18 protein-coding genes are annotated in these 22704 nt (G+C 72.4%); 10 read left to right on the top strand and 8 right to left on the bottom strand.

Going from position 1 to position 22704, the window contains the following annotated elements; all coding sequences use genetic code 11:
* The first annotated feature begins 123 nt into the window (after positions 1–123).
* From CD790_RS04375 to CD790_RS04360, 4 genes are all read left to right on the top strand, one after another.
* Positions 124–1860 (top strand): ATP-binding protein, encoded by a 1737-nt coding sequence (locus CD790_RS04375; protein WP_144381604.1) that lies wholly within the window; start codon positions 124–126, stop codon positions 1858–1860.
* Between the two features lie 270 nt (positions 1861–2130).
* Positions 2131–2832, top strand: coding sequence for a response regulator (locus tag CD790_RS04370; RefSeq protein WP_144381603.1), 702 nt, complete (start codon positions 2131–2133; stop codon positions 2830–2832).
* Positions 2833–2957: 125 nt separating this feature from the next.
* Positions 2958–4343: an extracellular solute-binding protein gene (locus CD790_RS04365; RefSeq protein WP_399216917.1), complete on the top strand. Its 1386-nt coding sequence runs from the start codon at positions 2958–2960 to the stop codon at positions 4341–4343.
* Positions 4340–5254 (top strand): carbohydrate ABC transporter permease, encoded by a 915-nt coding sequence (locus CD790_RS04360; RefSeq protein ID WP_144381601.1) that lies wholly within the window; start codon positions 4340–4342, stop codon positions 5252–5254. Before CD790_RS04365 ends, CD790_RS04360 begins: the two co-directional genes overlap by 4 nt.
* Positions 5255–5266: 12 nt before the next feature.
* Here CD790_RS04360 and CD790_RS04355 read toward each other — a convergent pair whose 3' ends face one another.
* The 3 genes from CD790_RS04355 to CD790_RS04345 form a co-directional block, all read right to left on the bottom strand.
* Positions 5267–6625, bottom strand: a complete 1359-nt coding sequence (locus CD790_RS04355; RefSeq protein ID WP_144381600.1) for a glutamine synthetase family protein — start codon at positions 6623–6625, stop codon at positions 5267–5269.
* Positions 6626–8137, bottom strand: a complete 1512-nt coding sequence (locus CD790_RS04350) for an amino acid permease (protein ID WP_260867308.1) — start codon at positions 8135–8137, stop codon at positions 6626–6628.
* A gap of 81 nt (positions 8138–8218) precedes the next feature.
* Positions 8219–9253 (bottom strand): hypothetical protein, encoded by a 1035-nt coding sequence (locus tag CD790_RS04345; protein ID WP_144381599.1) that lies wholly within the window; start codon positions 9251–9253, stop codon positions 8219–8221.
* A gap of 288 nt (positions 9254–9541) precedes the next feature.
* On the opposite strand from CD790_RS04345, the gene CD790_RS04340 reads away from it, so the two are divergent.
* Together CD790_RS04340 and CD790_RS04335 are read left to right on the top strand one after the other, a co-directional pair.
* Positions 9542–10384 (top strand): carbohydrate ABC transporter permease, encoded by an 843-nt coding sequence (locus CD790_RS04340; RefSeq protein WP_144381598.1) that lies wholly within the window; start codon positions 9542–9544, stop codon positions 10382–10384.
* A 189-nt stretch (positions 10385–10573) separates the two neighbouring features.
* On the top strand, positions 10574–11191 hold the full coding sequence (locus CD790_RS04335; protein ID WP_260867307.1) for a helix-turn-helix transcriptional regulator: 618 nt from the start codon (positions 10574–10576) through the stop codon (positions 11189–11191).
* Positions 11192–11241: 50 nt separating this feature from the next.
* On the opposite strand, the gene CD790_RS04330 is transcribed toward CD790_RS04335, so the two are convergent.
* Positions 11242–12267: an ATP-dependent 6-phosphofructokinase gene (locus CD790_RS04330; protein WP_144381596.1), complete on the bottom strand. Its 1026-nt coding sequence runs from the start codon at positions 12265–12267 to the stop codon at positions 11242–11244.
* A 243-nt stretch (positions 12268–12510) separates the two neighbouring features.
* Here CD790_RS04330 and pta point away from each other — a divergent pair, with 243 nt between their 5' ends.
* The 3 genes from pta (at position 12511) to pyk (ending at position 17266) form a co-directional block, all read left to right on the top strand.
* Positions 12511–14628, top strand: a complete 2118-nt coding sequence (pta, locus tag CD790_RS04325; protein ID WP_144381595.1) for a phosphate acetyltransferase — start codon at positions 12511–12513, stop codon at positions 14626–14628.
* Positions 14625–15779 (top strand): acetate kinase, encoded by a 1155-nt coding sequence (locus tag CD790_RS04320; RefSeq protein WP_144381594.1) that lies wholly within the window; start codon positions 14625–14627, stop codon positions 15777–15779. The genes pta and CD790_RS04320 overlap by 4 nt, the downstream gene beginning before the upstream one ends.
* A gap of 62 nt (positions 15780–15841) precedes the next feature.
* Complete coding sequence (pyk, locus tag CD790_RS04315; RefSeq protein WP_144381593.1) at positions 15842–17266, top strand: pyruvate kinase; 1425 nt, start codon at positions 15842–15844, stop codon at positions 17264–17266.
* 94 nt (positions 17267–17360) lie between these two features.
* On the opposite strand, the gene CD790_RS04310 is transcribed toward pyk, so the two are convergent.
* From CD790_RS04310 to CD790_RS04290, 4 genes are all read right to left on the bottom strand, one after another.
* Positions 17361–18848: a hydrogenase expression protein HypF gene (locus CD790_RS04310; protein WP_144381592.1), complete on the bottom strand. Its 1488-nt coding sequence runs from the start codon at positions 18846–18848 to the stop codon at positions 17361–17363.
* Positions 18826–19455 (bottom strand): DUF6114 domain-containing protein, encoded by a 630-nt coding sequence (locus CD790_RS04305; protein ID WP_144381591.1) that lies wholly within the window; start codon positions 19453–19455, stop codon positions 18826–18828. Before CD790_RS04305 ends, CD790_RS04310 begins: the two co-directional genes overlap by 23 nt.
* Before the next feature lie 119 nt (positions 19456–19574).
* Positions 19575–20192 (bottom strand): DUF6230 family protein, encoded by a 618-nt coding sequence (locus CD790_RS04300; protein ID WP_144381590.1) that lies wholly within the window; start codon positions 20190–20192, stop codon positions 19575–19577.
* A 563-nt stretch (positions 20193–20755) separates the two neighbouring features.
* A complete protein-coding gene (locus CD790_RS04290) occupies positions 20756–21721 on the bottom strand; it encodes a tetratricopeptide repeat protein (RefSeq protein ID WP_144381589.1) in 966 nt (321 codons plus the stop codon).
* Positions 21722–22002: 281 nt separating this feature from the next.
* Between CD790_RS04290 and CD790_RS04285 the strand changes: the two genes are divergently transcribed.
* Positions 22003–22701: a TetR/AcrR family transcriptional regulator gene (locus CD790_RS04285; protein WP_144381588.1), complete on the top strand. Its 699-nt coding sequence runs from the start codon at positions 22003–22005 to the stop codon at positions 22699–22701.
* Positions 22702–22704: the final 3 nt, after the last annotated feature.

The following is a 22704-nucleotide window of genomic DNA, read 5'->3' as shown; positions in this document are numbered from 1 at the left end:
TCCGGGTGGGGTCACGTGCGGCTCACGTCCTGGACGGTCCCGGTGACTATGCACCAGGCTGTGACGGCGGTCACCCTTCCGTACATTTCGTTCACGCCCGGCGGCACGGGCACACTGAGCGCTATGCGCGTCCCCCGTCCCCGCAGCCTGGCCGGCCAGCTCTTCGCCATGCAGGTGGTGCTGGTCGCGGTCGTGGTCGCCGGCTGCGCGGTCTTCGCGTACCTCACCGACCGGAACCAGGCCGAGGCCGCCGCGCGCCGCCAGGCCACGGCCGCGGCGACCGCCGTGGCCGCCTCCCCCGCGGTCGTCGCCGCCGTGCGGTCGGCCTACCCGACCGCCACGCTCCAGCCGTACGCGGAGCGGGTGCGCCGGAACACCGACGTCACCTTCGTCACGATCATGAACACTCGGGGCGTCCGCTGGACCCACCCCGACCCGGCCCGTATCGGCGAGACCTTCCTCGGCCACATCGGGCCCGCGCTGCGCGGCCGCACCTTCTCCGAGACGTACACCGGCACCCTGGGTTCCTCGGTGCGGGTGGTCACCCCGGTCCGCGACCACGGGCGGATCGTCGCCCTGGTCAGCGCGGGCATAACGGTCGAGGAGATCAGCCACCAGGTGCGCGGCCAGCTGCTCGCCCTGCTGGCCGTCGCGCTCGCCGCGGTGGCCCTCGGCGGCCTGGGCACCTACGTCGTCAACGCCCGGCTGCGCCGCCACACCCACGGCATGAACGCCACCGAGCTCAGCCGGTTGCACGACTACCACGAGGCCGCGCTGCACGCCGTGCGCGAGGGGCTGCTGATGCTCGACGGGCAGCGGCGGATCGCCCTGGTCAACGACGGGGCGCAGGAGCTGCTGGGGCTGCCGCCGGACACGGTCGGCCGGTACGTCAGCGAGCTGGGTCTGCCGGCGCGGCTCACCGGCGCCCTGCTGGCCGCCGAACCGCGCGTCGACGAGCTGCACCTCACCGCGGAGCGGGTGCTGGTGGTGAACACCTCCCCCGTCAGCGGCGGCGAGCGGCGCGGCACCGTGGTGACCCTGCGCGACCACACCGAGCTCCAGGCGCTCTCCGGCGAGCTGGACTCGGTGCGCGGCTTCGCCGAGGCGCTGCGCTCCCAGGCCCACGAGGCCGCCAACCGGCTGCACACCGTGGTCTCGCTGATCGAGCTGGGCCGGGCGGCCGAGGCGGTGGACTTCGCCACGGCCGAGCTGGAGCTGGCCCAGGCGCTCACCGACCAGGTGGTGGCGGCCGTCGCCGAACCGGTGCTGGCCGCGCTGCTGCTGGGCAAGGCCGCGCAGGCCAACGAGCACGGCGTGGAGCTGGTGCTGGCCCCGGACAGCCGCATCGACGACGGCGTCCTGCCGGCCGGCCTGCCGGCCCGGGACCTGGTGACCATCCTCGGCAACCTCATCGACAACGCCATGGACGCGGCGATGGACACCGCGGCGGACCAGACCCACCGGCCGGCCGACCGCGAGGGCGCGGCCGCGGAACCGAGCGCCCGGGCGGACGCGTGCGCTCACCCGGACGCCGACGCGAACGCTCCCGCGGACGCGGGTGCGGTCCACCGGGCCCGGGTCACGGTCACCGCCCGCGCGGCCGACGGCGAGCTGCTCCTGGCCGTCAGCGACACCGGCGCCGGGGTCGCCCCCGCCGACGCCGAGGAGATCTTCGAACGCGGCTGGAGCACCAAGGCCCCGCCCTCCGCCGGCCCCGCCGCACCCGGCCGCGGGCTCGGCCTCGCCCTCGTCCGCCAGGCGGCCCGCCGCAACGGCGGCACGGTGGAGGTCACCCCCGCCGGCCCCGCCGACGGGGCCCGCTGCGGGGCGACCTTCGCGGTCCGGCTGCCGCTGGTCTGACCCGGGCCGCCGACTCCCGCGGGAGGGCGAGCCGCGGTCGCCGACTCCCGCCGCGCGGCGAGCCACCGCCGCCGGCCGCCCGCGCGTGCCGTCGGTTCGGGCCACCGCAGCCGACCACCGCCCGCGCCTCGGGTCGGGCCCGCGGTCGGGGGGACGTGCGCGGTCGCCGGTAGGCCCGGGCGCGTCGCTGGCGTATTCTCGGCCGCGCCGCGCCGTGGGGCGCCTCCAGGGGGCACCTCTCGGCGGGAGCCGGGGAGAAAGGATCACGCCATGAGCGCGCCGTACGCCATTCGCGTGCTCGTCGTCGAGGACGACCCGGTCGCCGCGGACGCGCACGCGCTGTACGTCTCCCGCGTGCCCGGGTTCACCGTCGCCGGCACCGTGCACTCCGGGAGCGGGGCGCGCCGCCATCTGGAGCGGGACCCGGTCGACCTGCTCCTGCTCGACCTGTACCTCCCCGACGCCCACGGCCTCCAGCTGATCCGCTCGTTGCGCGCCGCGGGCCATACCGCCGACGTGATCGCGGTGACCTCGGCGCGAGACCTGGCCATGGTGCGGGAGGGCGTCTCGCTCGGGGTGGTGCAGTACGTCCTGAAGCCCTTCACCTTCGCCACGCTCCGGGACCGGCTGCTGCGCTACGCCGCGTTCCGCGCCACCGCGGGCGAGGCCAGCGGCCAGGACGAGGTGGACCGCGCCCTGGCGGCGCTGCGCGCGCCGCAACCCGCCGAGCTACCCAAGGGGCTGACCCCGGCCACCCTGCGGGCGGTGACCGAGGCGCTGCGGGCCGCCGAGAACGGCATCTCGGCGACGGCCACGGCGGAGGCGGTCGGCATCTCCCGGATCACCGCCCGCCGCTATCTGGAACACCTGGTCGACACCCTTCGCGCCGAGCGCGCCCCGCAGTACGGCCAGGTCGGCCGCCCCGAACTGGTCTACCGCTGGCTCAGCAGGGGCGCGCCCCCGGGGCGTTGACCACCCGGCCGCGCGGCCGCCCTGGCCGCCCCGGCCGCCGCGCCCGGCCCATTGACCTCCACGGAAGGTAACCGTACGGTCACCGAGCAGCAGCCACCGAGGCGAGCAGCCAGGAGGTCGTGCCCGTGCGCCCCACCGCCACCCCCGCCCGAACCGCCGCGGTCGTCCTCGCCGCCCTCCTCGCCGCCGCCGGGCTCACCGCCTGCGGCGACGGCGCGGGCGGCGACCCGGACACCGTCAAGGTCGCCTACAACCGCTCGACCGACAACACGGTGCGCCACAAGGACCGCTATCTCGCCGCGGTCAAGGCGGAGTTCGAGAAGGCCCACCCCGGCAAGAAGGTCAAGCTGATCCCGATCCAGGCGCCGGACAACGACTACGCCGCCAAGACGCAGCAGATGATGCGGTCCTCGAAGACCGCACCCGACGTGATCTACGAGGACGGCTTCCGGATCGGCTCCGACATCGAGGCCGGCTATCTGCGCCCGCTGGACGAGTACCTGACGACCTGGCGGGACTGGGACCGGTACGCCCCCGCCGCCCGGGCGGCCGCCCGGGGCGAGGACGGCAGGACGTACGGGGTGCCCGTCGGCACCGACACCCGCGGGCTGTGGTTCAACAAGGAGATCTTCGCCAGGGCCGGTCTGCCCGCCGACTGGCGGCCCCGCGACTGGGCCGAGGTGCTGGACGCGGCCCGCACCGTGAAGCGCCGGGTCCCCGGGGTCGTCCCGCTCAACGTCTACACCGGCAAGGGTCCGGGCGAGGCGGCCGTGATGCAGGGCTTCGAGATGCTGCTGTACGGCACGGTCGACGGCCCGGGCGAGGACCCGCTGTACGACCGCGAGGCGAAGAAGTGGATCACCGGCAGCCGCGGTTTCCGCGACGCCCTCGGCTTCGTGCGGACCGTCTACGCGGAGAAGTTGGGCCCCGACGTCTCCGACGCCCTCGACCCGAACGTGAACACCAGCGTCTTCGGCGACTGGCTGCCGGACGGCGAGCTCGCCATCGCCCTGGACGGCTCCTGGCTGGGCCAGAACTGGATCAGGACCGGCGGCAGGCCCTGGCCGCGGTGGTCGCGCGTCCTCGGCCAGGCGCCGATGCCCACCCAGGCCGGGCAGGCCCCGGGAAGGGTGAGCATGTCCGGCGGCTGGACCTGGGCGATCCCCGCCAAGTCCACCAAGCCCGCGCTGGCCTGGAAGTTCATCGAGACGCTCCAGACCAGGGAGAACGCCGCCGAGTGGAATGTGACCGACGCGCAGATCGCGGTCCGCCGGGACGTGGCGGAGGACCCGGCGTACCTGCGCTCCATGCCCGGCGTCGACTTCTTCACCGACCTGGTCGACGTCACCCGCTACCGCCCCGCGCTGCCCGTCTATCCGCAGGTCTCCGCGGCGATCGGGGAGGCGATGGAGGCGGTGACGACGGGCGACGCCTCCCCCCGGGAGGCCGCGCGGGCGTACGACGAGGAGCTCGCGTCCCTCACCGACGCCGTGGTGCGGCGGGACCGATGACGGCCACCGCCGCCCGACCGGACGCGGCCGCCGAGCGGACCGCCGGGCGTGCGCCCCGCCGCCGGCCGCTGCGCTGGCTGCCGCTCGCCCCGGCCACCGTTCTGCTGCTGCTCTTCCTCGGCGGGCCGATCTGCTACTGCGCGTACATCGCCTTCACCGACATGCGGTTGACCGGCTCGTCCACCACCGACTTCGTCGGCCTCGACAACTTCCGGCGGGCCTTCGGCGACCCGGACTTCCGCAACGCCGTCGTCCTCACCCTCGTCTTCACCGTGGTCTCCTCGCTGCTCGGCCAGAACACCCTGGGCCTGGCGCTGGCCCTGCTGATGCGCCGCGCCTCCCGCCCGGTGCGCACGCTCACCGGAGCGATCGTCATCGCCGCCTGGGTGGTGCCGGAGATCGTCGCCGGCTTTCTGCTGTACGCCTTCTTCCGCCGGGAGGGCACCCTCAACGCCCTCCTCGACCAGCTCCATCTGCCCGGCCAGAACTGGCTGTTCACCCTCCCCATCCTCGCCGTCTCCTTCGCCAACGTCTGGCGGGGCACGGCCTTCTCGATGCTGGTCTACTCCGCGGCGCTGGCCGACATCCCCGACGAGATCACCGAGGCGGCCGAGGTCGACGGCGCGCGCGGTGCGCGCCGGCTCTGGTACGTCACGCTGCCGATGATCCGCCGCTCCATCGGCACCAACCTCATGCTCAACACCCTCCAGACCCTGTCGGTCTTCGGCCTGATCTGGGCGATGACCCGCGGTGGGCCCGGCAACCGCAGCCAGACCCTCCCGGTGTTCATGTACGACCAGGCGTTCCTGAAGAGCCTGATCGGCTACGGCACGGCGGTGGCCCTGCTGTTGCTGCTGGTGGGCGCCGTCTTCTCCACGGTCTATCTGCGGCTGCTGCGCGAGGAGGTGTGACGGCCGACGGCGTCAGGCCCGGCCGAACCACCGCTCCCGCTCGGCGTCGCTCACCTCCGCCCCCAGTCCTGCCGACCCGGCCAGCGCCTCCGCCTCGACGCGCGCCGCGTGCGCGTAGTGCCCGGCCACGGCGGGGCCCAGCAGCTCCCGGGCGAGCGGGCCGGTGCCCAGCGCCTCGGCGGCGGCGGCGAGGGTGCGGGGCACCGGCGGCCCCGCCTCCTCCCGGTAGCCGTCGCCGACGCAGGGCGGCGGGGGCTTGAGCCGGTGGTCGATGCCGTGCTCGATGGCGGCGAGGGCGGCGGTCAGCGCCAGATAGGGGTTGGCGTCGGCGCCGGGCAGCCGGATCTCCAGATGGCGGCCGGGGCCGCGGCCGGCGATCCGCACGGCACAGGTGCGGTTGTCGACGCCCCAGCTGAACCGGGTCGGTGCGAAGCTGCGCTCCACGTACCGCTTGTACGAGTTGACGGTCGGGGCGTAGAGCGGGGCCAGCTCCGGCAGCGCCGTCAGCAGCCCGGCGACGGCGTGTGCGGCCAGCGCCGTCGGGGAGCCGTCGGCGTCGGCGAGCACCGGCCGCCCCTCCCGCCACAGCGACAGATGCAGATGGAGGCCGCTGGCCACGCCGGTGGCGGGGGCGGCCATGAAGCTGGGCACGGTGCCCAGCCGTTCGCCCAGGACCCGCGCGCCGTGTTTGAAGACCGTGTGGCCGTCGCAGGCCGCCAGGGCGTCCCCGTACGGGAAGGTGATCTCGACCTGGCCGGCCGCCCCCTCGGTCTTGGCGGCCTCCAGCGGCAGCCCCGCCTCACGCAGTCCGCGGTGCAGCGCGCGCAGGAAGCGGTCGGTGAGCGGGTCGTGGTCCAGGGCGCAGTCCCGGTTCCGCGGGGCGACCGGCTCCGGCAGCCGGCCGTCGGCGACGTCGGCGTAGCGTCCCCGGTAGAGCACGAACTCGGTCTCCAGGCCGACCCCGGCGGTCAGGCCGTGCTCGGCGAGCCGGGCGAGCCGCTCGCGCAGCAGCCGCCGGGGCGAGACCGGCACCGGGCGCCCGTCCAGGTCCGCGTCGGCGTGCACCAGCGCGGTCCCGGGCCACCACGGCAGCCGGTGGACCGCCCGCGGGTCCGGGGTCAGCCGCATGTCGCCGTAGCCGGTGTCCCAGGAGGCGAGCGAGAACCCGTCCACCGGCCGCATGTCGACGTCGGTGGCCAGCACGTACGCGCACATCCCGGCGCCCTCGGGCACGACGCGGTCGATGAAGTGCCGGGCGTCGAAGCGCTTGCCCTTCAGGCGCCCGGGCATGTCGACGAGGGCGAGCAGCACGGTGTCGACCGCTCCCCGGTCGATGTCGGCGCGGAGCTCGTCGAGGCTCAGCGCACCCATTCAGATCACCTCCTGGAGCAGCTCGGCGTTCTTGCCGGAGGTGTCGTACGTGGGTGTGGTGAGCGAGCGTCGGGCGAACGGCCACCAGACGGTGGCCAGCAGCAACGCCACCGCCAGAGCGACCGAGGCGTAGTTCATGGAGGCGGCGGTGACCGGGCTGACCTGGGGCAGGCAGAACAGCACCGTCGCGAAGCCCACCCAGCAGACCGCGATCCAGCCCACCACGCGGCTCCACCGGCCCAGCGTCCACGGCCCCGGGGCGAACCGGTGCGGATGGCGCAGCCGCAGATAGACCGGGATGACGTAGGAGGGGGTGATGCCGATGACGTTGATCGCGGTGACGGCGGTGTAGGCGGTCTCGGAGTAGAGCGACGGCAGCGCCAGCACGAACGGGCCGGCGACGGCCAGCCACACCGCCGCGTACGGGGTCTGGGTGCGGGCGCTCACCCGCTGCCACAGCGCCGACCCGGGCAGCGCCCCGTCCCGGCTGAAGGCGAACGCCATGCGGCTGGCGGCGGCGATCCCGGCGTTGGCGCAGAACAACTGCGCCACGATGACGATGAGCAGCAGCGCGGTGGCGCCGTCGGTGCCCAGCACATCGATGAAGATCTGCGCGGGCGGGACGTCGGCGCCCTGGGTGGCGGCGTAGTCCTGGATGGCGAAGGTCAGCCCCGCCAGCAGCACGAAACCGGCGATCCACGAGACCCAGATGGAGCGCACGATGCCGCGGGCGGCGGAGACCGAGGCGTTGGTGGTCTCCTCCGACAGGTGCGCGGAGGCGTCGTACCCGGTGAAGGTGTACTGCGTCAGCAGCAGCCCGATGGCGGTGACGTAGAGCGGGTTGGACCATCCGGTGTCGTTGACGAACTCCCCGAAGACGAAGGACGGCGACTGGTGGCTGTCGGGGGCGATCGCCAGGACGGCGACGATGACGGCCACTCCGAGCAGATGCCACCAGACGCTGATGGAGTTCAGCAGGTTGACCATGCGGACGCCGGCCAGGTTGAAGCCGGCGAACAGCAGCAGGATGGCGGTGAAGACGGCCATGGTGGACTCGGGCGTCGGCTCGATGTCGAACTGGAGGTCGAGCAGGGCGCCGATGAACAGCGCCGCGCCGTAGCCGCTGCCGGCGATCCCGCCGAGCAGTCCGAGCAGATTGATCCATCCGGTGTAGTAGCCCCAGCGGGGACCGCCGAGCTGGTGGGCCATGTAGAACATGGCGCCGGAGGTGGGGTAGGCGCTGGTCACCTCGGCCAGGGCCATCCCGATGAACAGCACCATCAGCCCGACGCCGGCCCAGCCCCACAGCATCACCGCGGGGCCGCCGGTGACCAGCCCGAATCCGTACAGGGTCATACAGCCGGAGAGCACCGAGATGATGCTGAAACTGATCGCGAAGCTGCCGAAGCCGCCCATGCGGCGGGCGAGGACGGGCTGGTAGCCGAGGTCGCGTAAGTGCTCCTCGTCCCGCCGGTCGCGTCCGGTCCTCAGCCTCTTGGCGGCGTGCGACACGAAGACTCCCTGGTTCCTCGGGGTTTGGGGGGTGCGTCGGGGGTACGGCGTGGGGGGGTGACGCGCCGGCGGCGGCGCGGCTCAGAACGAGGGCCGATGCAGCCGCCGCCCGGCGTCGCCCTGGGCGACACCGAGACAGTGCCGCCGGATGCGGGCGAACTCGGCGGCGACGAGGTCGGTGCGGCCGGGGTCGGCGATCCGGTACTGCCAGGGCCGGGCGGTGGCGTACCGGCCCATCCAGTGGAAGACACGGGCGGCGTCGTCGAACCGGTGGGCGGCCCAGAGGGCGTGGGCGAGGTAGTTGGCGTCCATCAGCGACCGCTCGGCGGGGTCCGAGAGGTCGAACCACCGCCGTACGCCGCGCTCCGCGTCCCGGATCGCGCCGTCCTGCACCCAGTGCAGATCCAGCGCGTGGTCGCCGCCCTCGGGGTGCGACTCCCGCCAGCGCTCGGCGTGCACGTACAGCGGCAGCACCAGCAGCGGCGACCCCGGCGGCGCGTGGTCGGCGGCCCAGCGCGCGAAGAGCGCCATCTGCGCGTGTCCGCCGAGGCCGCCGAGGAACTGCATGGCCCGGTGGTACGCCTCCCGGTTGCCCGGGTCGCGCCGGTCCGCCTCCGCCAACAGGCCCCAGGGGCCGGGGCACAGCATCGGATCGGGGTGCGTCTGCCGGTACTCCTCGACCTGGTGCCACTCGTCCAGCGGTGCCAGCGCCAGCCGGCACACCCAGGGCACCGGGTCCTGCGGCCGCGCCTGCGCGGCGGCCGCGCACGCCTCCTCCGCCTCGCGCCACAGCCTCGTGGTCTCCGCGTGCCGGATCCGCCGCGCCCGCATCGCCCGCTCGACGGCCACCCGCGCCCGCATCACCCGGCCCGCGCCGCTCTCCGGATCCTCCGCCAGCCAGGCGTCCACCACGTCCGAGCCGGCGGCCGCCGCCCCCAGCACCTGCGTCCGGTAGGTCCACCGTCCCCAACCGCCCTCGTCCACCAGCAGGTTCCGCATGGCCATCCACCGTCCGGCCAGCAGGTCCTGCAGGGCCTTGCGCAGCTCGTTGTCGGCCCCGGCCGGGTGGATCACCACCTGCTCGGCATCGTGGGCGGCCGTCTCGTCGAGGCTCATCGGAGGTCCGTCGAAGAGCGCGCGTGCATGGTGTCGGTGGGGCGTAAGGGTACGGCTGTGGTCACCCCGTCACTATGTGTATGGCAACCGGCACCGCGCAAGCGATTCCGGCCCGGAGGTACGAAAGTTGGCGGGTCCTCGCCACCACGGACCCGAAACGCGGACTCGTCGGGTCACGACGTGCGCACCCACGCGGTGACGGTTCTCGTCGCCCGGTGCCGCCGGGCTTCTCGCCCGCGCCGTCCGGCGGTTTCATGGTCTTCCGGCCTCACTCCGTCCGGAGGTGTCATGCGCTCGAGACCCGCCCTCAGCCGCCGTGCCCGCCGCCGCCTGGCCGCCGATGTCGCGCTGCTGGTGACGGCCGGGGCGTTCGCGCTCCCGCTGGTCTGGCTGCTGCTGGCGTCCGTGGACGCGGAGGCGACGCTGCGGGTGGCCGCGCCCGGCTCGCCCACGCTCGACAACTTCTCGGCGGTGTGGACGGACGAGATCACGTTCACCCCCATGGTCAACAGCCTGCTGCTGTGCGGGGGCGCCGCGGTGGTGACCGTCGGCTGCGCGGCGCTGGCCGCCTACCCGCTGTCGCGGTTCCGCTCGCGCCTGGTGCGACCGTATCTGCTGACGATCGTGTTCAGCACCTGTCTGCCGATCACAGCGCTCATGGTTCCGGTCTACGGGCTGTTCGTCCAGACGGACCTGATCGACACGCTGTACGGAACGGCGCTGTTCCTGGCCGCGACCCAACTGCCCTTCGCGATCTGGCTGATGAAGAACTTCATGGACGGGGTGCCGGTCGCGCTGGAGGAGGCGGCGTGGACGGACGGGGCGTCCTGGGCGCAGTCGCTGGCGCGGGTGATCCTGCCGCTGATGGGGCCCGGGGTCGCGGTGGTGACGATCTACAGCTTCATCATGATGTGGGGCAATTTCTTCGTGCCGTTCATGCTGCTCCTGACGCCTGATCAACTGCCCGCCTCGGTCAGCGTCTTCACCTTCTTCGGCAACCACGGCTCGGTCGCCTACGGGCAGCTCGCCGCCTTCTCGATCCTCTACTCCACGCCGGTGGTGCTGCTGTACGTGCTGATCGCCCGGCGGCTGGGCAGCGGCTTCGCGCTCGGGGGCGCCGTCAAGGGTTGAGGCCGGGAACCCATCACCCCGGTCGACTTCAGTCAGTTGCCGAAACGACTGGATACCAACTCAGTCATTTGTCATGCATGTGTAACCCTCTGCCGCTACGGTGCGCTTGTGCATCCGTCCATACCGGAAGAGCCCAGAAGTACGTCGTTTGATCCAACAGCCGCCCGTCGGCTGCGCGAGGCGTTGGGGATGACGCACGCGCACGTCTCGTACGGCATCCAGGCCGCCTACGGGCTACGGGTGTCACCGGCGACCGTCGCCGCCTGGGAGTTGGGGGAGGCGTTCCCCGACGAGAACGAGCTGATGGCACTGGCGGGGGCGCTGTGGTGCGCGCCCGGAGACCTCCTCGGAGCACCCGGCACGCTGCGCGAGCACCGGGTGGCCCAGGGCATCGCACCGGCCGACCTGGCCATGCGCATCGGCATGGACCCGTACGAGTACGAGCGGATGGAGAGCTCCGGGGTCTGGACCGGGAACGACGGCCAGGCCGCCAACCTCGCCGAGGTGCTCAAGCTTCCGCTGCGCGCCTTCTTCCAGGTCACCGGGCGCGACGAGGCGCTCGCCGGGCTGCTCCGCTCGGCGGTGGACACCCGTTGGCAGGCTTATGTGCGCAAGGTCGCCAAGCTGGTACCGCTCCCCAAGCCACGCATCGAGCAGGCCCTGAAGTCCCTGCACGGCGACTACCAGGCCCGGATGGCGGCCACCCTGGTGCGCGGCGCCACCGCCGACAACGCCGCCGCCGACGCGCGGGCCTTCCTCGACCACATCGTGGAACACTTCTGGGACCGGATCGACGCCGCCGGCTGACCGTGCGGGATCCGATCCGTGGGCCCGGTACGTACGTTCCTACGAAGCTCCTAGAACACAGACTCCGCCTCGTGCATCCGGTCCGCCGGCACCCGCTTGAGCTCGGTCACCGCGTCCCCGATCGGCACCATCACGATGTCCGTGCCGCGCAGCGCCGTCATCATGCCGAACTCGCCGCGGTGCGCGGCCTCCACGGCGTGCCAGCCGAAGCGGGTCGCGAGCACCCGGTCGTACGCGGTCGGGGTGCCGCCGCGCTGGACGTGGCCGAGGATGACCGGGCGGGCCTCCTTGCCCAGGCGCCGCTCCAGCTCGACCGCGAGCCGGTTGCCGATGCCGGCGAAGCGCTCGTGGCCGTACTGGTCGATCTCGCCCTTCTGGTAGTCCATCGTCCCCTCGGCGGGGTGCGCGCCCTCGGCGACGCAGATGACGGCGAACTTCTTGCCGCGGGCGAACCGCTCCTCGACCATCTTGCACAGGTCGGCCGGGTCGAACGGGCGCTCCGGCAGGCAGATCGCGTGCGCGCCGGCGGCCATGCCGGACTCCAGGGCGATCCAGCCCGCGTGCCGGCCCATGACCTCGACGACCATGACCCGCTGGTGCGACTCGGCGGTGGTCTTGAGCCGGTCGATGGCGTCGGTGGCCACGCCGACCGCGGTGTCGAAGCCGAAGGTGCGGTCGGTGGCCGAGATGTCGTTGTCGATGGTCTTCGGCACGCCGACGATCGGCAGGCCGGAGGCCGCGAGCATGCTGGCGGCGGTCAGCGTGCCCTCACCGCCGATGGGGATGAGCACGTCGATGCCGTAGTCGCGGGCGAGCTCCTTGGAGGTCTCGCACGCCTCGCGCAGTCGGGCGCGCTCCAGGCGGGAGGAGCCGAGGATGGTGCCGCCGCGGGCCAGGATGCCGCTGACCGCGTCGAGGTCGAGCTTGCGGTGCCGCCCCTCCAGGAGCCCCTTGAAGCCGTCCTCGAAGCCGATGACCTCGTCCCCGTGACCGGCTACCGCGCGGTGCACGACCGACCGGATCACAGCGTTGAGGCCGGGGCAGTCGCCGCCTGCGGTGAGGACTCCGATGCGCATCGTGCTCTGTCTCCTGCTGCCGACTGGTACGGACTGATCCAGTCCGATTGTTTCACGGGCCGGGCCGTGCCGCGTCCCCCTGACCTGGCGAGCGCTCTATCTACGGGCGCAGGTATTGTCAAGAGGGCAGGGCCCATCCATCGTGGTTTTTTCAGGCATCTTCCTGAGTTGCGGCCATCCACCGTGGCCGCGCCACCCGGACCTGCCCGCAGTGGAAGCAGACAGACGGATCGGAGAGCACGCGTGACGCGCAGCGTGTACGTGACCGGGATCGACCGTGGCGACGGGCGCCAGGTCGTGGAGCTGGGAGTCATGGAGCTCCTCACCCGCCATGTGGACAGGGTCGGTGTCTTCCGCCCCCTCGTCCACGACAACCCCGACCGCCTGTTCGACCTGCTGCGGGCGCGCTACCGGCTGAGCCAGGCCCCGGAGAGCGCGTACGGCATGAGCTACGAGGAGGCCGCCGCGCTCCAGGCCGAGCGCGGCACCGACGAGCTGGTCGCCCAGCTCGTCGGCCGCTTCCACGAGGTGGCCCGCGACTACGAGTACGTACTGGTGCTGGGCAGCGACTACGCCGCCACCAGCCTCCCCGACGAGCTGGGCCTCAACGCCCGACTGGCCAACGAGTTCGGCGCCTCGGTGATCGCCGTCGTCGGCGGCCAGGACCAGAGCGCGGAGTCGGTGCGGGCCGAGGCGCGCAACGCCTACCGCGCCTACGAGGCCCAGGGCTGCGACGTGGTGGCGCTGGTGGTCAACCGGGTCGTCCCCGCCGACCGCACCGCCATCGCCGAGCGGCTGGCCGCGCGGCTGCCCGTGCCCTGCTACGTGCTTCCCGAGGACGCGTCGCTCTCCGCGCCCACCGTCTCCCAGGTGGTGCGCACCCTCGGCGCCGAGGTGCTGCTGGGCGACGACGCCGGGCTCTCCCGCGACGTGCGCGACTTCGTCTTCGGCGGCGCCATGCTGCCCACCTTCCTGCCCGCGCTGACCGACGGCTGCCTGGTGGTGACCCCCGGCGACCGCGCTGACCTGATCGTCGGCGCGCTCGCCGCGCACAGCGCCGGCGCCCCGCCGATCGCCGGCGTGCTGCTGACCCTGGACGAGCGGCCGGGCGCCGACATCCTGGCGCTCGCCTCGCGGCTCGCCCCCGGCACCCCGGTGGTGTCGGTGCCCGGGAAGAGCTTCCCCACCGCCGAGCAGCTGTTCGCCCTGGAGGGCAAGCTGCACGCCGGCACGCCGCGCAAGGCGGAGACCGCGCTGGGTCTGTTCGAACGGCATGTGGACACCGCCGAGCTGACCAACCGCATCTCCGTCGCCCGGTCCAGCCGGGTCACGCCGATGATGTTCGAACACGAGCTGATCGAGCGCTCCCGCTCCGGCCGGCGCCGGGTGGTGCTGCCCGAGGGCTCCGAGGAGCGGGTGCTGCGCGCCGCCGATGTGCTGCTGCGCCGCGACGTGTGCGACCTGACGCTGCTGGGCGACCAGGACGCGATCCGCAAGCGCGCCGGCGAGCTGGGCATCGAGCTGGCCGAGGCGCAGATCATCGACCCGCAGACCTCCCCGCTGCGCGAGCGGTTCGCCGAGCTCTACGCCAAGCTGCGCGCCCACAAGGGCGTCTCCTACGAGCTGGCGTACGACATCGTCGCCGACGTCTCCTACTTCGGCACCCTGATGGTGCAGGAGGGCCTGGCCGACGGCATGGTCTCCGGCGCGGTGCACTCCACCGCCGCCACCATCCGGCCCGCCTTCGAGATCATCAAGACGGCGCCGGGCGCGCAGATCGTCTCCTCGGTCTTCTTCATGTGCCTGGCCGACCGGGTGCTGGTCTACGGCGACTGCGCGGTCAACCCGGACCCGAACGCCGAGCAGCTCGCCGACATCGCCATCCAGTCGGCGACCACCGCGGCCCAGTTCGGCGTCGAGCCGCGGATCGCGATGCTGTCGTACTCCACCGGCACCTCCGGCTCCGGCGCGGACGTGGACAAGGTGCGCGCCGCCACCGAGCTGGTGCGGCAGCGCCGCCCGGACCTGCTGGTCGAGGGCCCGATCCAGTACGACGCGGCGGTGGACGCGGCGGTCGCGGCGACCAAGCTGCCCGACTCCGAGGTCGCCGGCAAGGCCACGGTCCTGATCTTCCCGGACCTCAACACCGGCAACAACACCTACAAGGCCGTGCAGCGCTCGGCGGGCGCGGTCGCGGTCGGCCCGGTCCTCCAGGGCCTGCGCAAGCCGGTCAACGACCTGTCCCGCGGCGCCCTCGTCCAGGACATCGTCAACACCGTGGCGATCACCGCCATCCAGGCCCAGACCCCGACGTCCCCCGCCGCCCCGGCGGACCCCGCACAGAAGGCGCAGACCGCGTGAACGGCTCCCGAGTCCTCGTCCTCAACTCCGGCTCCTCCTCGCTGAAGTACCAGCTCCTGGACATGGCCGACGGCTCCCGGCTGGCGTCGGGGCTCGTCGAGCGCATCGGTGAGGGACCGGTCGCCGACCACGAGGCCGCCCTCAAGCAGGTCGCCACCGAGCTCGCGGGCCAGGGCCTCGGCCTCGACTCGCCGGCGCTGGCCGCGGTCGGCCACCGGGTGGTGCACGGCGGCACCCGGTTCACCGAGCCGACGCTGATCACCGACGAGGTGGTCGAGGAGATCGAGAAGCTGGTGCCGCTGGCCCCGCTGCACAACCCGGCCAACATCTCCGGGATCAAGGTGGCCCGCGGGCTCCGCCCCGACCTGCCGCAGGTCGCGGTCTTCGACACCGCCTTCCACTCGACCATGCCGGAGTCGGCCGCGCGGTACGCGATCGACACCGAGACCGCCGACCGGTACGGGGTGCGTCGCTACGGCTTCCACGGCACCTCGCACGCGTATGTCTCGCGGGCCACCGCCCGGCTGCTGGACAAGGACCCGTCCGAGGTCAACACGATCGTGCTGCACCTGGGCAACGGCGCCAGCGCCTCCGCGGTGCGCGGCGGGGAGTGCGTGGACACCTCCATGGGCCTGACCCCGCTGGAGGGCCTGGTCATGGGCACCCGCTCGGGCGACCTGGACCCGGCCGCCATCTTCCATCTGGCGCGGGTCGGCGGGCTGTCCACCGACGAGATCGACGCCCTGCTGAACAAGCGCAGCGGGCTGCTCGGCCTGTGCGGCGACAACGACATGCGGGAGATCGGCCGCCGCATCGGCGAGGGCGACGCCGCCGCCCAGCTGGCCTTCGACATCTACATCCACCGGCTGCGCAAGTACGTCGGCGCCTACGCGGCGGTGCTGGGCCGGGTGGACGCCGTCGCCTTCACCGCGGGCGTCGGCGAGAACTCGGCGGCCGTCCGGGAGGCGGCGCTGCGCGGCCTGGACGCCTTCGGCATCGAGGTGGACCCGGTGCGCAACGCCATCCGGGGCTCCTCGGCGCGGCTGATCTCCGCCGACGAGAGCCGGGTGGCGGTCGCGGTGGTGCCCACCGACGAGGAGCTGGAGATCGCCACTCAGACGTTCCAGCTGGTCACCGAGGCCAGCGCCTGATCATTGGGTTTTCCTACAGCTCGAATATTCCGCCCCGAAACAAACCCGATAGGATCCGCCTCATGCGCCGTTCCAAAATCGTCTGCACCCTGGGCCCCGCCGTCGACTCCTTCGAGCAGCTGAAGACGCTGATCGAGGCCGGCATGAACGTGGCCCGCTTCAACATGAGCCACGGGACCCACTCGGAGCACGAGGAGCGCTACCACCGGCTCCGTAAGGCGTCCGCGGAGACCGGTCACGCGGTCGGCGTGCTCGCCGACCTCCAGGGCCCGAAGATCCGACTGGAGACCTTCGCCGAGGGCCCGGTCGAGCTGGTGCGCGGTGACGAGTTCACCATCACCACCGAGGACGTCCCGGGTGACAAGACGATCTGCGGCACCACCTACAAGGGCCTGCCGGGCGACGTCGCCAAGGGCGACCAGATCCTGATCAACGACGGCAACGTCGAGCTGCGGGTCACCGCGGTCGAGGGCCCGCAGGTGCGGACGATCGTCATCGAGGGCGGGGTGATCTCCGACCACAAGGGCATCAACCTGCCCGGCGCGGCGGTGAACGTCCCGGCGCTGTCCGAGAAGGACGTCGAGGACCTGACCTTCGCCCTGCGGATGGGCTGCGACATGGTCGCGCTCTCCTTCGTGCGGGACGCCGCCGACGTGCGCGACGTGCACCGGGTCATGGACCAGGTGGGCCGCCGGGTGCCGGTGATCGCCAAGGTCGAGAAGCCGCAGGCGGTCGCCAACATGGAGGAGGTCGTCATGGCCTTCGACGGTGTGATGGTGGCCCGCGGCGACCTGGCGGTGGAGTACCCGCTGGAGAAGGTCCCGATGGTGCAGAAGCGGCTCATCGAGCTGTGCCGCCGCAACGCCAAGCCGGTGATCGTGGCGACCCAGATGATGGAGTCGATGATCACCAACTCCCGGCCGACCCGCGCCGAGGCGTCCGACGTGGCCAACGCCATCCTGGACGGCGCGGACGCGGTGATGCTGTCCGCCGAGTCCTCGGTCGGCCAGTACCCGATCGAGACGGTCAAGACCATGTCGAAGATCGTCCAGGCGGCCGAGGAGGAGCTGCTCTCCAAGGGCCTCCAGCCGCTGGTCCCGGGCAAGAAGCCGCGCACCCAGGGCGGCTCGGTGGCCCGCGCGGCCTGCGAGATCGCCGACTTCCTGGGCGCCAAGTCGCTCGTGGCGTTCACCAAGTCCGGTGACACCGCCCGCCGACTGTCCCGCTACCGCGCCCAGCAGCCGATCCTGGCGTTCACCACCGACGAGTCCACCCGCAACCAGCTGACGCTCAGCTGGGGCGTGGAGTCCTTCGTGGTTCCGTATGTGGAGAACACCGACGGCATGGTCGACCTGGTCGACGCCGAGCTGCTCAAGCTCAACCGTTACACCGAGGGCGACACCATGATCATCACCGCCGGCTCGCCCCCCGGCATCCCCGGCACCACCAACATGGTCCGGGTGCACCACCTGGGCGGCGGCCGGTAACCGCCGCGGCACGCCACGGCGTCGGGCCCGTCCCCTCTCACGGGGGACGGGCCCGACGCCTTTCCGCGCGGCTCCCGGACGGACGAGCGGTGGCTCACCCCTCGGTCTGGTAGAGGCGCATTCCCGGAATGGTCAGGTCCCCGCCGAACTGTCCCGCCTGCACCACCGTGACCTCGGTGAAGAACAGCTCGGGGAGGGTCAGCGGCGGCGGAGCCTTGGGCGAGAAGGTGACCGGGATGATCCCCAGCAGCTTGCCGCTCAGCTCCTCGGTGTACATCGTCACCGTGCCGTTGCGGATCGTGGAGGTGCTGCCCTCGCGGCCCGCCACATGCGTGGTGGTCCCGCCCGGGCCCTTCACCAGCTGGTGCAGGTCCTTGATGTCGACGCCCTTGGCGGTGAACTTCAGGACCTTCTTGACCTTCCCGCTGTACGTCTTCACCTCGACGATGCCGTCGTAGGCGAGCCCGTGCAGGCCGAGCCTGGACGTCTTGAGCGTCCACGGCTCGTCCGGCAGCAGGCTGGCGGTCGGCTCCGTCGGCGCGTTCTCGTACGCCTCGGCGTCGTAGGTCGGACAGGGGTACGACTCCTCGCCCTCGTCCTCGGCGCCGTCGCCCGGCTTCGGGGACGGGTCGGGGGTCGGGGTGGAGTCCGAGCTCGGGGTGGTGGTCGGGGACGGGGCGGGCGAGGTCCCGTCGCTCGGTTCGTCGCCCGGGTCCTCGTCCTTCTCGGCCCGGTCCGCCGCCTTGTCCTCGGCCTCGTCCTTCGCCTCGTCGGCGGTGTCCGCGGCCGAGTCCCCGGCCTTGTCGGTCGGGTCCGCGGTGGGGTCGGTGGAGTCCGAGCCTGGCTCGGTGCCGTCCTGTCCCGGCTGACCCGCGTGTTCGTCGTCCTCGCCGTTGAGGGCGTCCTCCAGCGGGTCGCCGAGGCCCAGCGGGTCGAGCGGATCGAGCGGGTCCAACGGGCTCTCGGGGTCGGTCTCGACGGGGTCGGGAGACTCCGTCGCCTCGTCCGCGGGGTCGGTCGGTCCGGTCGGGGCCGGCTTCGGCGTGGTGTCGTCGCCGGTCGGGTCGGGCGCGGGCGTGGTGCCGTCCTGGCCCGTGTCGCCGGTGTCCTCGTCGCCCGGCTTCTCCTCGTCCCGGCCGGTGTCGTCCCGACCCTGGTCGTCCCGGTCGCCGCCGGCGGGGTCCCGGGGCTTCTCGCCGTCGGGGCTCTCCGGAGTCCCGGGCTCCTCGCCCTTGGGGTCCTCGGTGTCCTTGCCCCGGTCCCGGTCCTGGCTCTCGTCCTGGTTCTTGTCCTGGTCCTTGTCCTTGTCCTGCTCGTCCCCCGCCTCGTCCGGCTGGGTCACGCACGGACCCGGCTTGAAGTCCTGCGCCCGGGGGTCGGCGCTGGCGAGCTGGGGGGTCAGCCCCATGCCCATGAGCACGGCCGTCGGCATCGCCGCCAGGGCGATCGCCTTGCCCGCGGGCATCTGCAGCCGGGTGAGGACCGACCTCTTCGGAGCCGCGTGGCGCGGTCCTGTTCTCGTGCGGCGCGGTTTGCCGGCGTCGGCCTCCCGCTCCTCATCACCCCGCACGGTGCCTCCCATTCATGGTCTCCTGCTCCGGCGCGGTCCCGGCCCCGGCCGGTTCCGGCGTGTTCTCACCGTCCTCGGCGCCCTTGTCGTCCACGCCGTCGGTGCCGTTCGGGCCCTCGAATCTCGCCACGCCGTCAGCGTCCTTCGCGTCGTTCGCGTCGCCCACGCCGTCCGCGGTCCCCTTCGGGGCACGCCGCCGTCCCTTGGCCGGCTGCCCACCGGACGCCTCGCCCGGCTCCCAGGCGACGCTCATGCCGCCCCCGAACAGGGCGAAGAGGAAGCCCACGACGAGCCCGCCGAAGTTGGAGACGACCAACGAGACCAGGCCGAGCAGGATCGAGGCGACCCCGGCGAAGACCCGTACGGCGGGTTGGAACCACATGCTGAGGCCCAGCACCACCAGCAGCACACCGATGATCAGTGACGCGGATCCGGTCGTGGTGCCGATCCGGAACTGCAACTGCCCGAAGGTGAGGTTGTGATACGGGAGGTACGCGATCGGCAGCCCGCCCAGGACGGTCAGCACCCCTGCCCAGAACGGGCGCTGCCAGCGCCACTCCCGGAACGACTGACGCCACTGGATCGAGTGGTTACGCGCCCCCGGCGACTCGGCACTCATCGAAAACAGCTCCCTGGGGCTGGCGATCTGGACGGTCGGAAGATGTTCGTGACGGACGATGGCGCGAGCGGGGCAGGGTGAGGGGCGGTGAAGACGACCCCCCACCCGCGCTCAACGCATCAGAAGCACTCGTGCTTGCCCTTGCTGACCTTCAGCGAGAGACCGGAGAGCTTGAAGGTGCCCGCGCTGGTCGCCCAGGCGGTCTGCTTGACGTCGCTCAGCGAGACCTCGTCGGCTTCCTGAGCGAATCCGTTGGGAAGGGCGGCGTCACCCTTGTTGATGCCGGGACCCTTGGTGGAGTCGGCAGCCGCCACACCGATGTTGATGTTCCGGAACGTGGCGTCCGCGTCGAGCTGGTCGAGGTCGATGTAGAGGTTCTTCGCCTCGACCTTCTTGCCGTTGGTGCCGGCCGACAGCTTCAGCGACACATCGCCGAAGAGCGGAACCGGAATGACCACCGACTGGCACAGGTCCCTGATCTCAGCGCTCTTGAACGCGGAGACCGCGACCGGGATCTTCTTGCCGCCGTGCTGCGTCTCCAGCGCTCCGTACTGGACGAAGCCCCGGCCTTCCAGCTGACCGGCGGAGACCTTGAAGTTCTGGCCGGACACGCTGAACGACGCCGCGAGCGCGCCCTGGGCCACGGCGACACCGATCGCGGCCGTCGCCGCAACGCTCGGAACCATGACGACGGCGAACCGCTTCCATCTGGTCCCGCCACGAGCCACGGACTGCATAACTGTCCTCCTTCTCGGACGTACATCTCCGGCCGGGGGCCGCCATGGCCTCCGGCCTGGGATGGGAGAAGTGCTACGTCCTCGGGAAGGAGAGCGCCCGGACCTCGGATGCCCGAACGCACCCGACATCGCCGGCGATCACCCCCGAGCGACAACCACTGGCCACGCTCTCGCGCAACCTGCTGGACAGGCCCTGCCGTCCTGGCAGAGACCCCCCTGTCCAAGGCCGGCGCCACTGCCGCCGGCCTCGCCCGGTGGGGACCCACCGCACCGCCGCGCCGACCGGCTGCCGGGCGTCGGGGATGGACCGAGCTTGGCCGATCGTGGTCCATTCCCGGCTGAGGCACAAGGGGTTCATTACTAGCGAGTAACGAACGGATAACCGGACTCCGTCGGCGCCCTGGAGAGTGGACACACAGGGTCGCCGGAGCAACGCGGGAAAGATGGGGAGATATACCTCAAGAACCCATAAAGAGGAGGCAGTTATTTACTGCCAGTAACAGCGGCCGCGATTACCAAGTTTTGGTAAAGCGCGGCCGCCGTACGGTGTGGAGACGTCGCGGTCAGAACAGGACGCGGGCCAGCGCGCTACGGGCGGTGACCACGCGCGGGTCATCCGCTCCGATCACCTCGAACAGCTCCAGCAGATGCAGCCGCGCCCGCTCGCGGTCCTCGCCCGCGGTGCGCCGCACGGTGTCGACCAACCGCCCGAAGGCGTCCTCCACATGGCCTCCCACCAGGTCGAGGTCGGCGGCGGCGAGCTGCGCCGCCGCGTCGGTCGGACGGTCGGCGGCCGCGGTGCGGACCGCCTGCGGGTCCATCCCCTGCACGCGCTCCAGCAGTTGGGCCTGGGCCAGACCCAACGCGGCCTCGGCATTGCCGGGGTCGTCGACGAGCACGTTCTGGTACGCCCGCACGGCGCCGCTCAGATCACCGGCGTCCAGCGCGTCGTGCGCGGCGGAGAGCGCGCCGTCGTGCGGGCCGGCCGGCCGCGCCGGGGCGGTCGGCTCGGCGCCCTGCGCGTCCGGGTCGACCGGCACTCCGACGATGCCGAACTGCTGCTCGGCGGCGGCGATCAGCTGGTCCAGCACCTGACGGATCTGGCCCTCGGGCGCGGCGCCCTGGAAGAGGGGCAGCGGCTGGCCGGCCACCACCGCGAAGACCGCGGGGATGCCCTGCACGCCGAACTGCTGGAAGAGCATCTGGTTGGCGTCGACGTCGATCTTGGTGAGCACGAACCGCCCGGCGTACTCCTGGGCGAGCCGCTCCAGCACCGGACCGAGCTGCTTGCACGGCTCGCACCACTCCGCCCAGAAGTCGATGACGACCGGGACCTCGGTGGAGCGCTGCAGGACCTCCTGCTGAAAGCTCGCCTCGTCGACGTCGATCACCAGACGGGAGGGGGCGGCGGAGACGCCGTTGCGCGCGGCGGCGGCGCGCGCCTGCTCCGCCTTCTGCTTCGCTTCCCCGGCCGCCTTCACCGCGGCGAGGTCGACCACTCCACTCATGGACATGTTCCGTGGCTGCATGAGTACATCCTCCCCCTTCCGCGCGGTCTTCGGAAAAGTGCGGCAAAAGTGCGGTCGGTACGTCGGTACACGCGATAGGTCCCACGCGGGCGTGCGAGGTCGCTATCCGGGCAAGACGAAGTTGCTGCGCCGGGTCCCCACCCGGCGCCAGTGGCTGTCGCTCTTACGCTACGAGCCGTAGCGTAACTGCAACCCGGCCCCGCGCGCGCCCCCGCCTCGGTGATCTGCCTCACGGATTCCGGCCGGCGGCAGCTGAGCTACTGACGGGTATCGTCACGGCCATGACCCCGTCCGCCCCGCGCCCCGGCTCCGCACGCCCCGGCCGCCCTCGCAGCGCCGAGGCCGACCGGGCCATCCTGGAGGCGACCCGCGCCGCGCTGGTGGAGCTCGGCTGGTCCAAGTTGACCATGGGCGATGTGGCGGCGCGCGCCGGAGTCGCCAAGACCACGCTGTACCGCCGCTGGGCGAGCAAGCACGAGCTGGTGGTGGACGCGGTCGCCGCGGTCTTCGAGGAGAACCTGGACCTGCCCGACCTCGGCAGCCTGCAGGCCGACATCGAGGCCGTGGTGCTGCAGTTCGCCGCGCTGCTGGAGCGCCCGGAGACCGGCATGGCGCTGATGGCGGTGGTGGCCGAGGCCACCCGGGACGAGGACCTGCGGCAGCGGATCCGCACCGCCCTGGTCGAGCGTCAGAAGTGTCTGGTTCTGCTCGGTCGGGAGCGCGCCCAGGCGCGCGGCGAGCTGCCGCGCGAGGAGTCCCCCGAGGTCTCCGCCCGCACCGTCGACCTCATCTTCGATGTGATCGCGGGGGCCGTGGTGCACCGCGCGATGGTCAGCGCGGAGCGGGTGGACGAGGAGTGGGTGCGGGCCTTCGCCACCCTCCTCATCCACGGGCTCGCCGCCGCGGCGGGGGCCGACCCCGCCACGACGGCGAACGACCCCGCCGCGGAGCGCGGGGGCGACGACCCCGCGGCGGGCTGAGCC

Origin of the sequence: Streptomyces sp. SAJ15 (assembly GCF_007595705.1) — a bacterium.
Classification (GTDB): Bacteria; Actinomycetota; Actinomycetes; order Streptomycetales; family Streptomycetaceae; genus Streptomyces.
The sequence above is the reverse complement of the archived record's forward strand: the minus strand, read 5'-3'. Positions and strand labels throughout refer to the sequence as shown.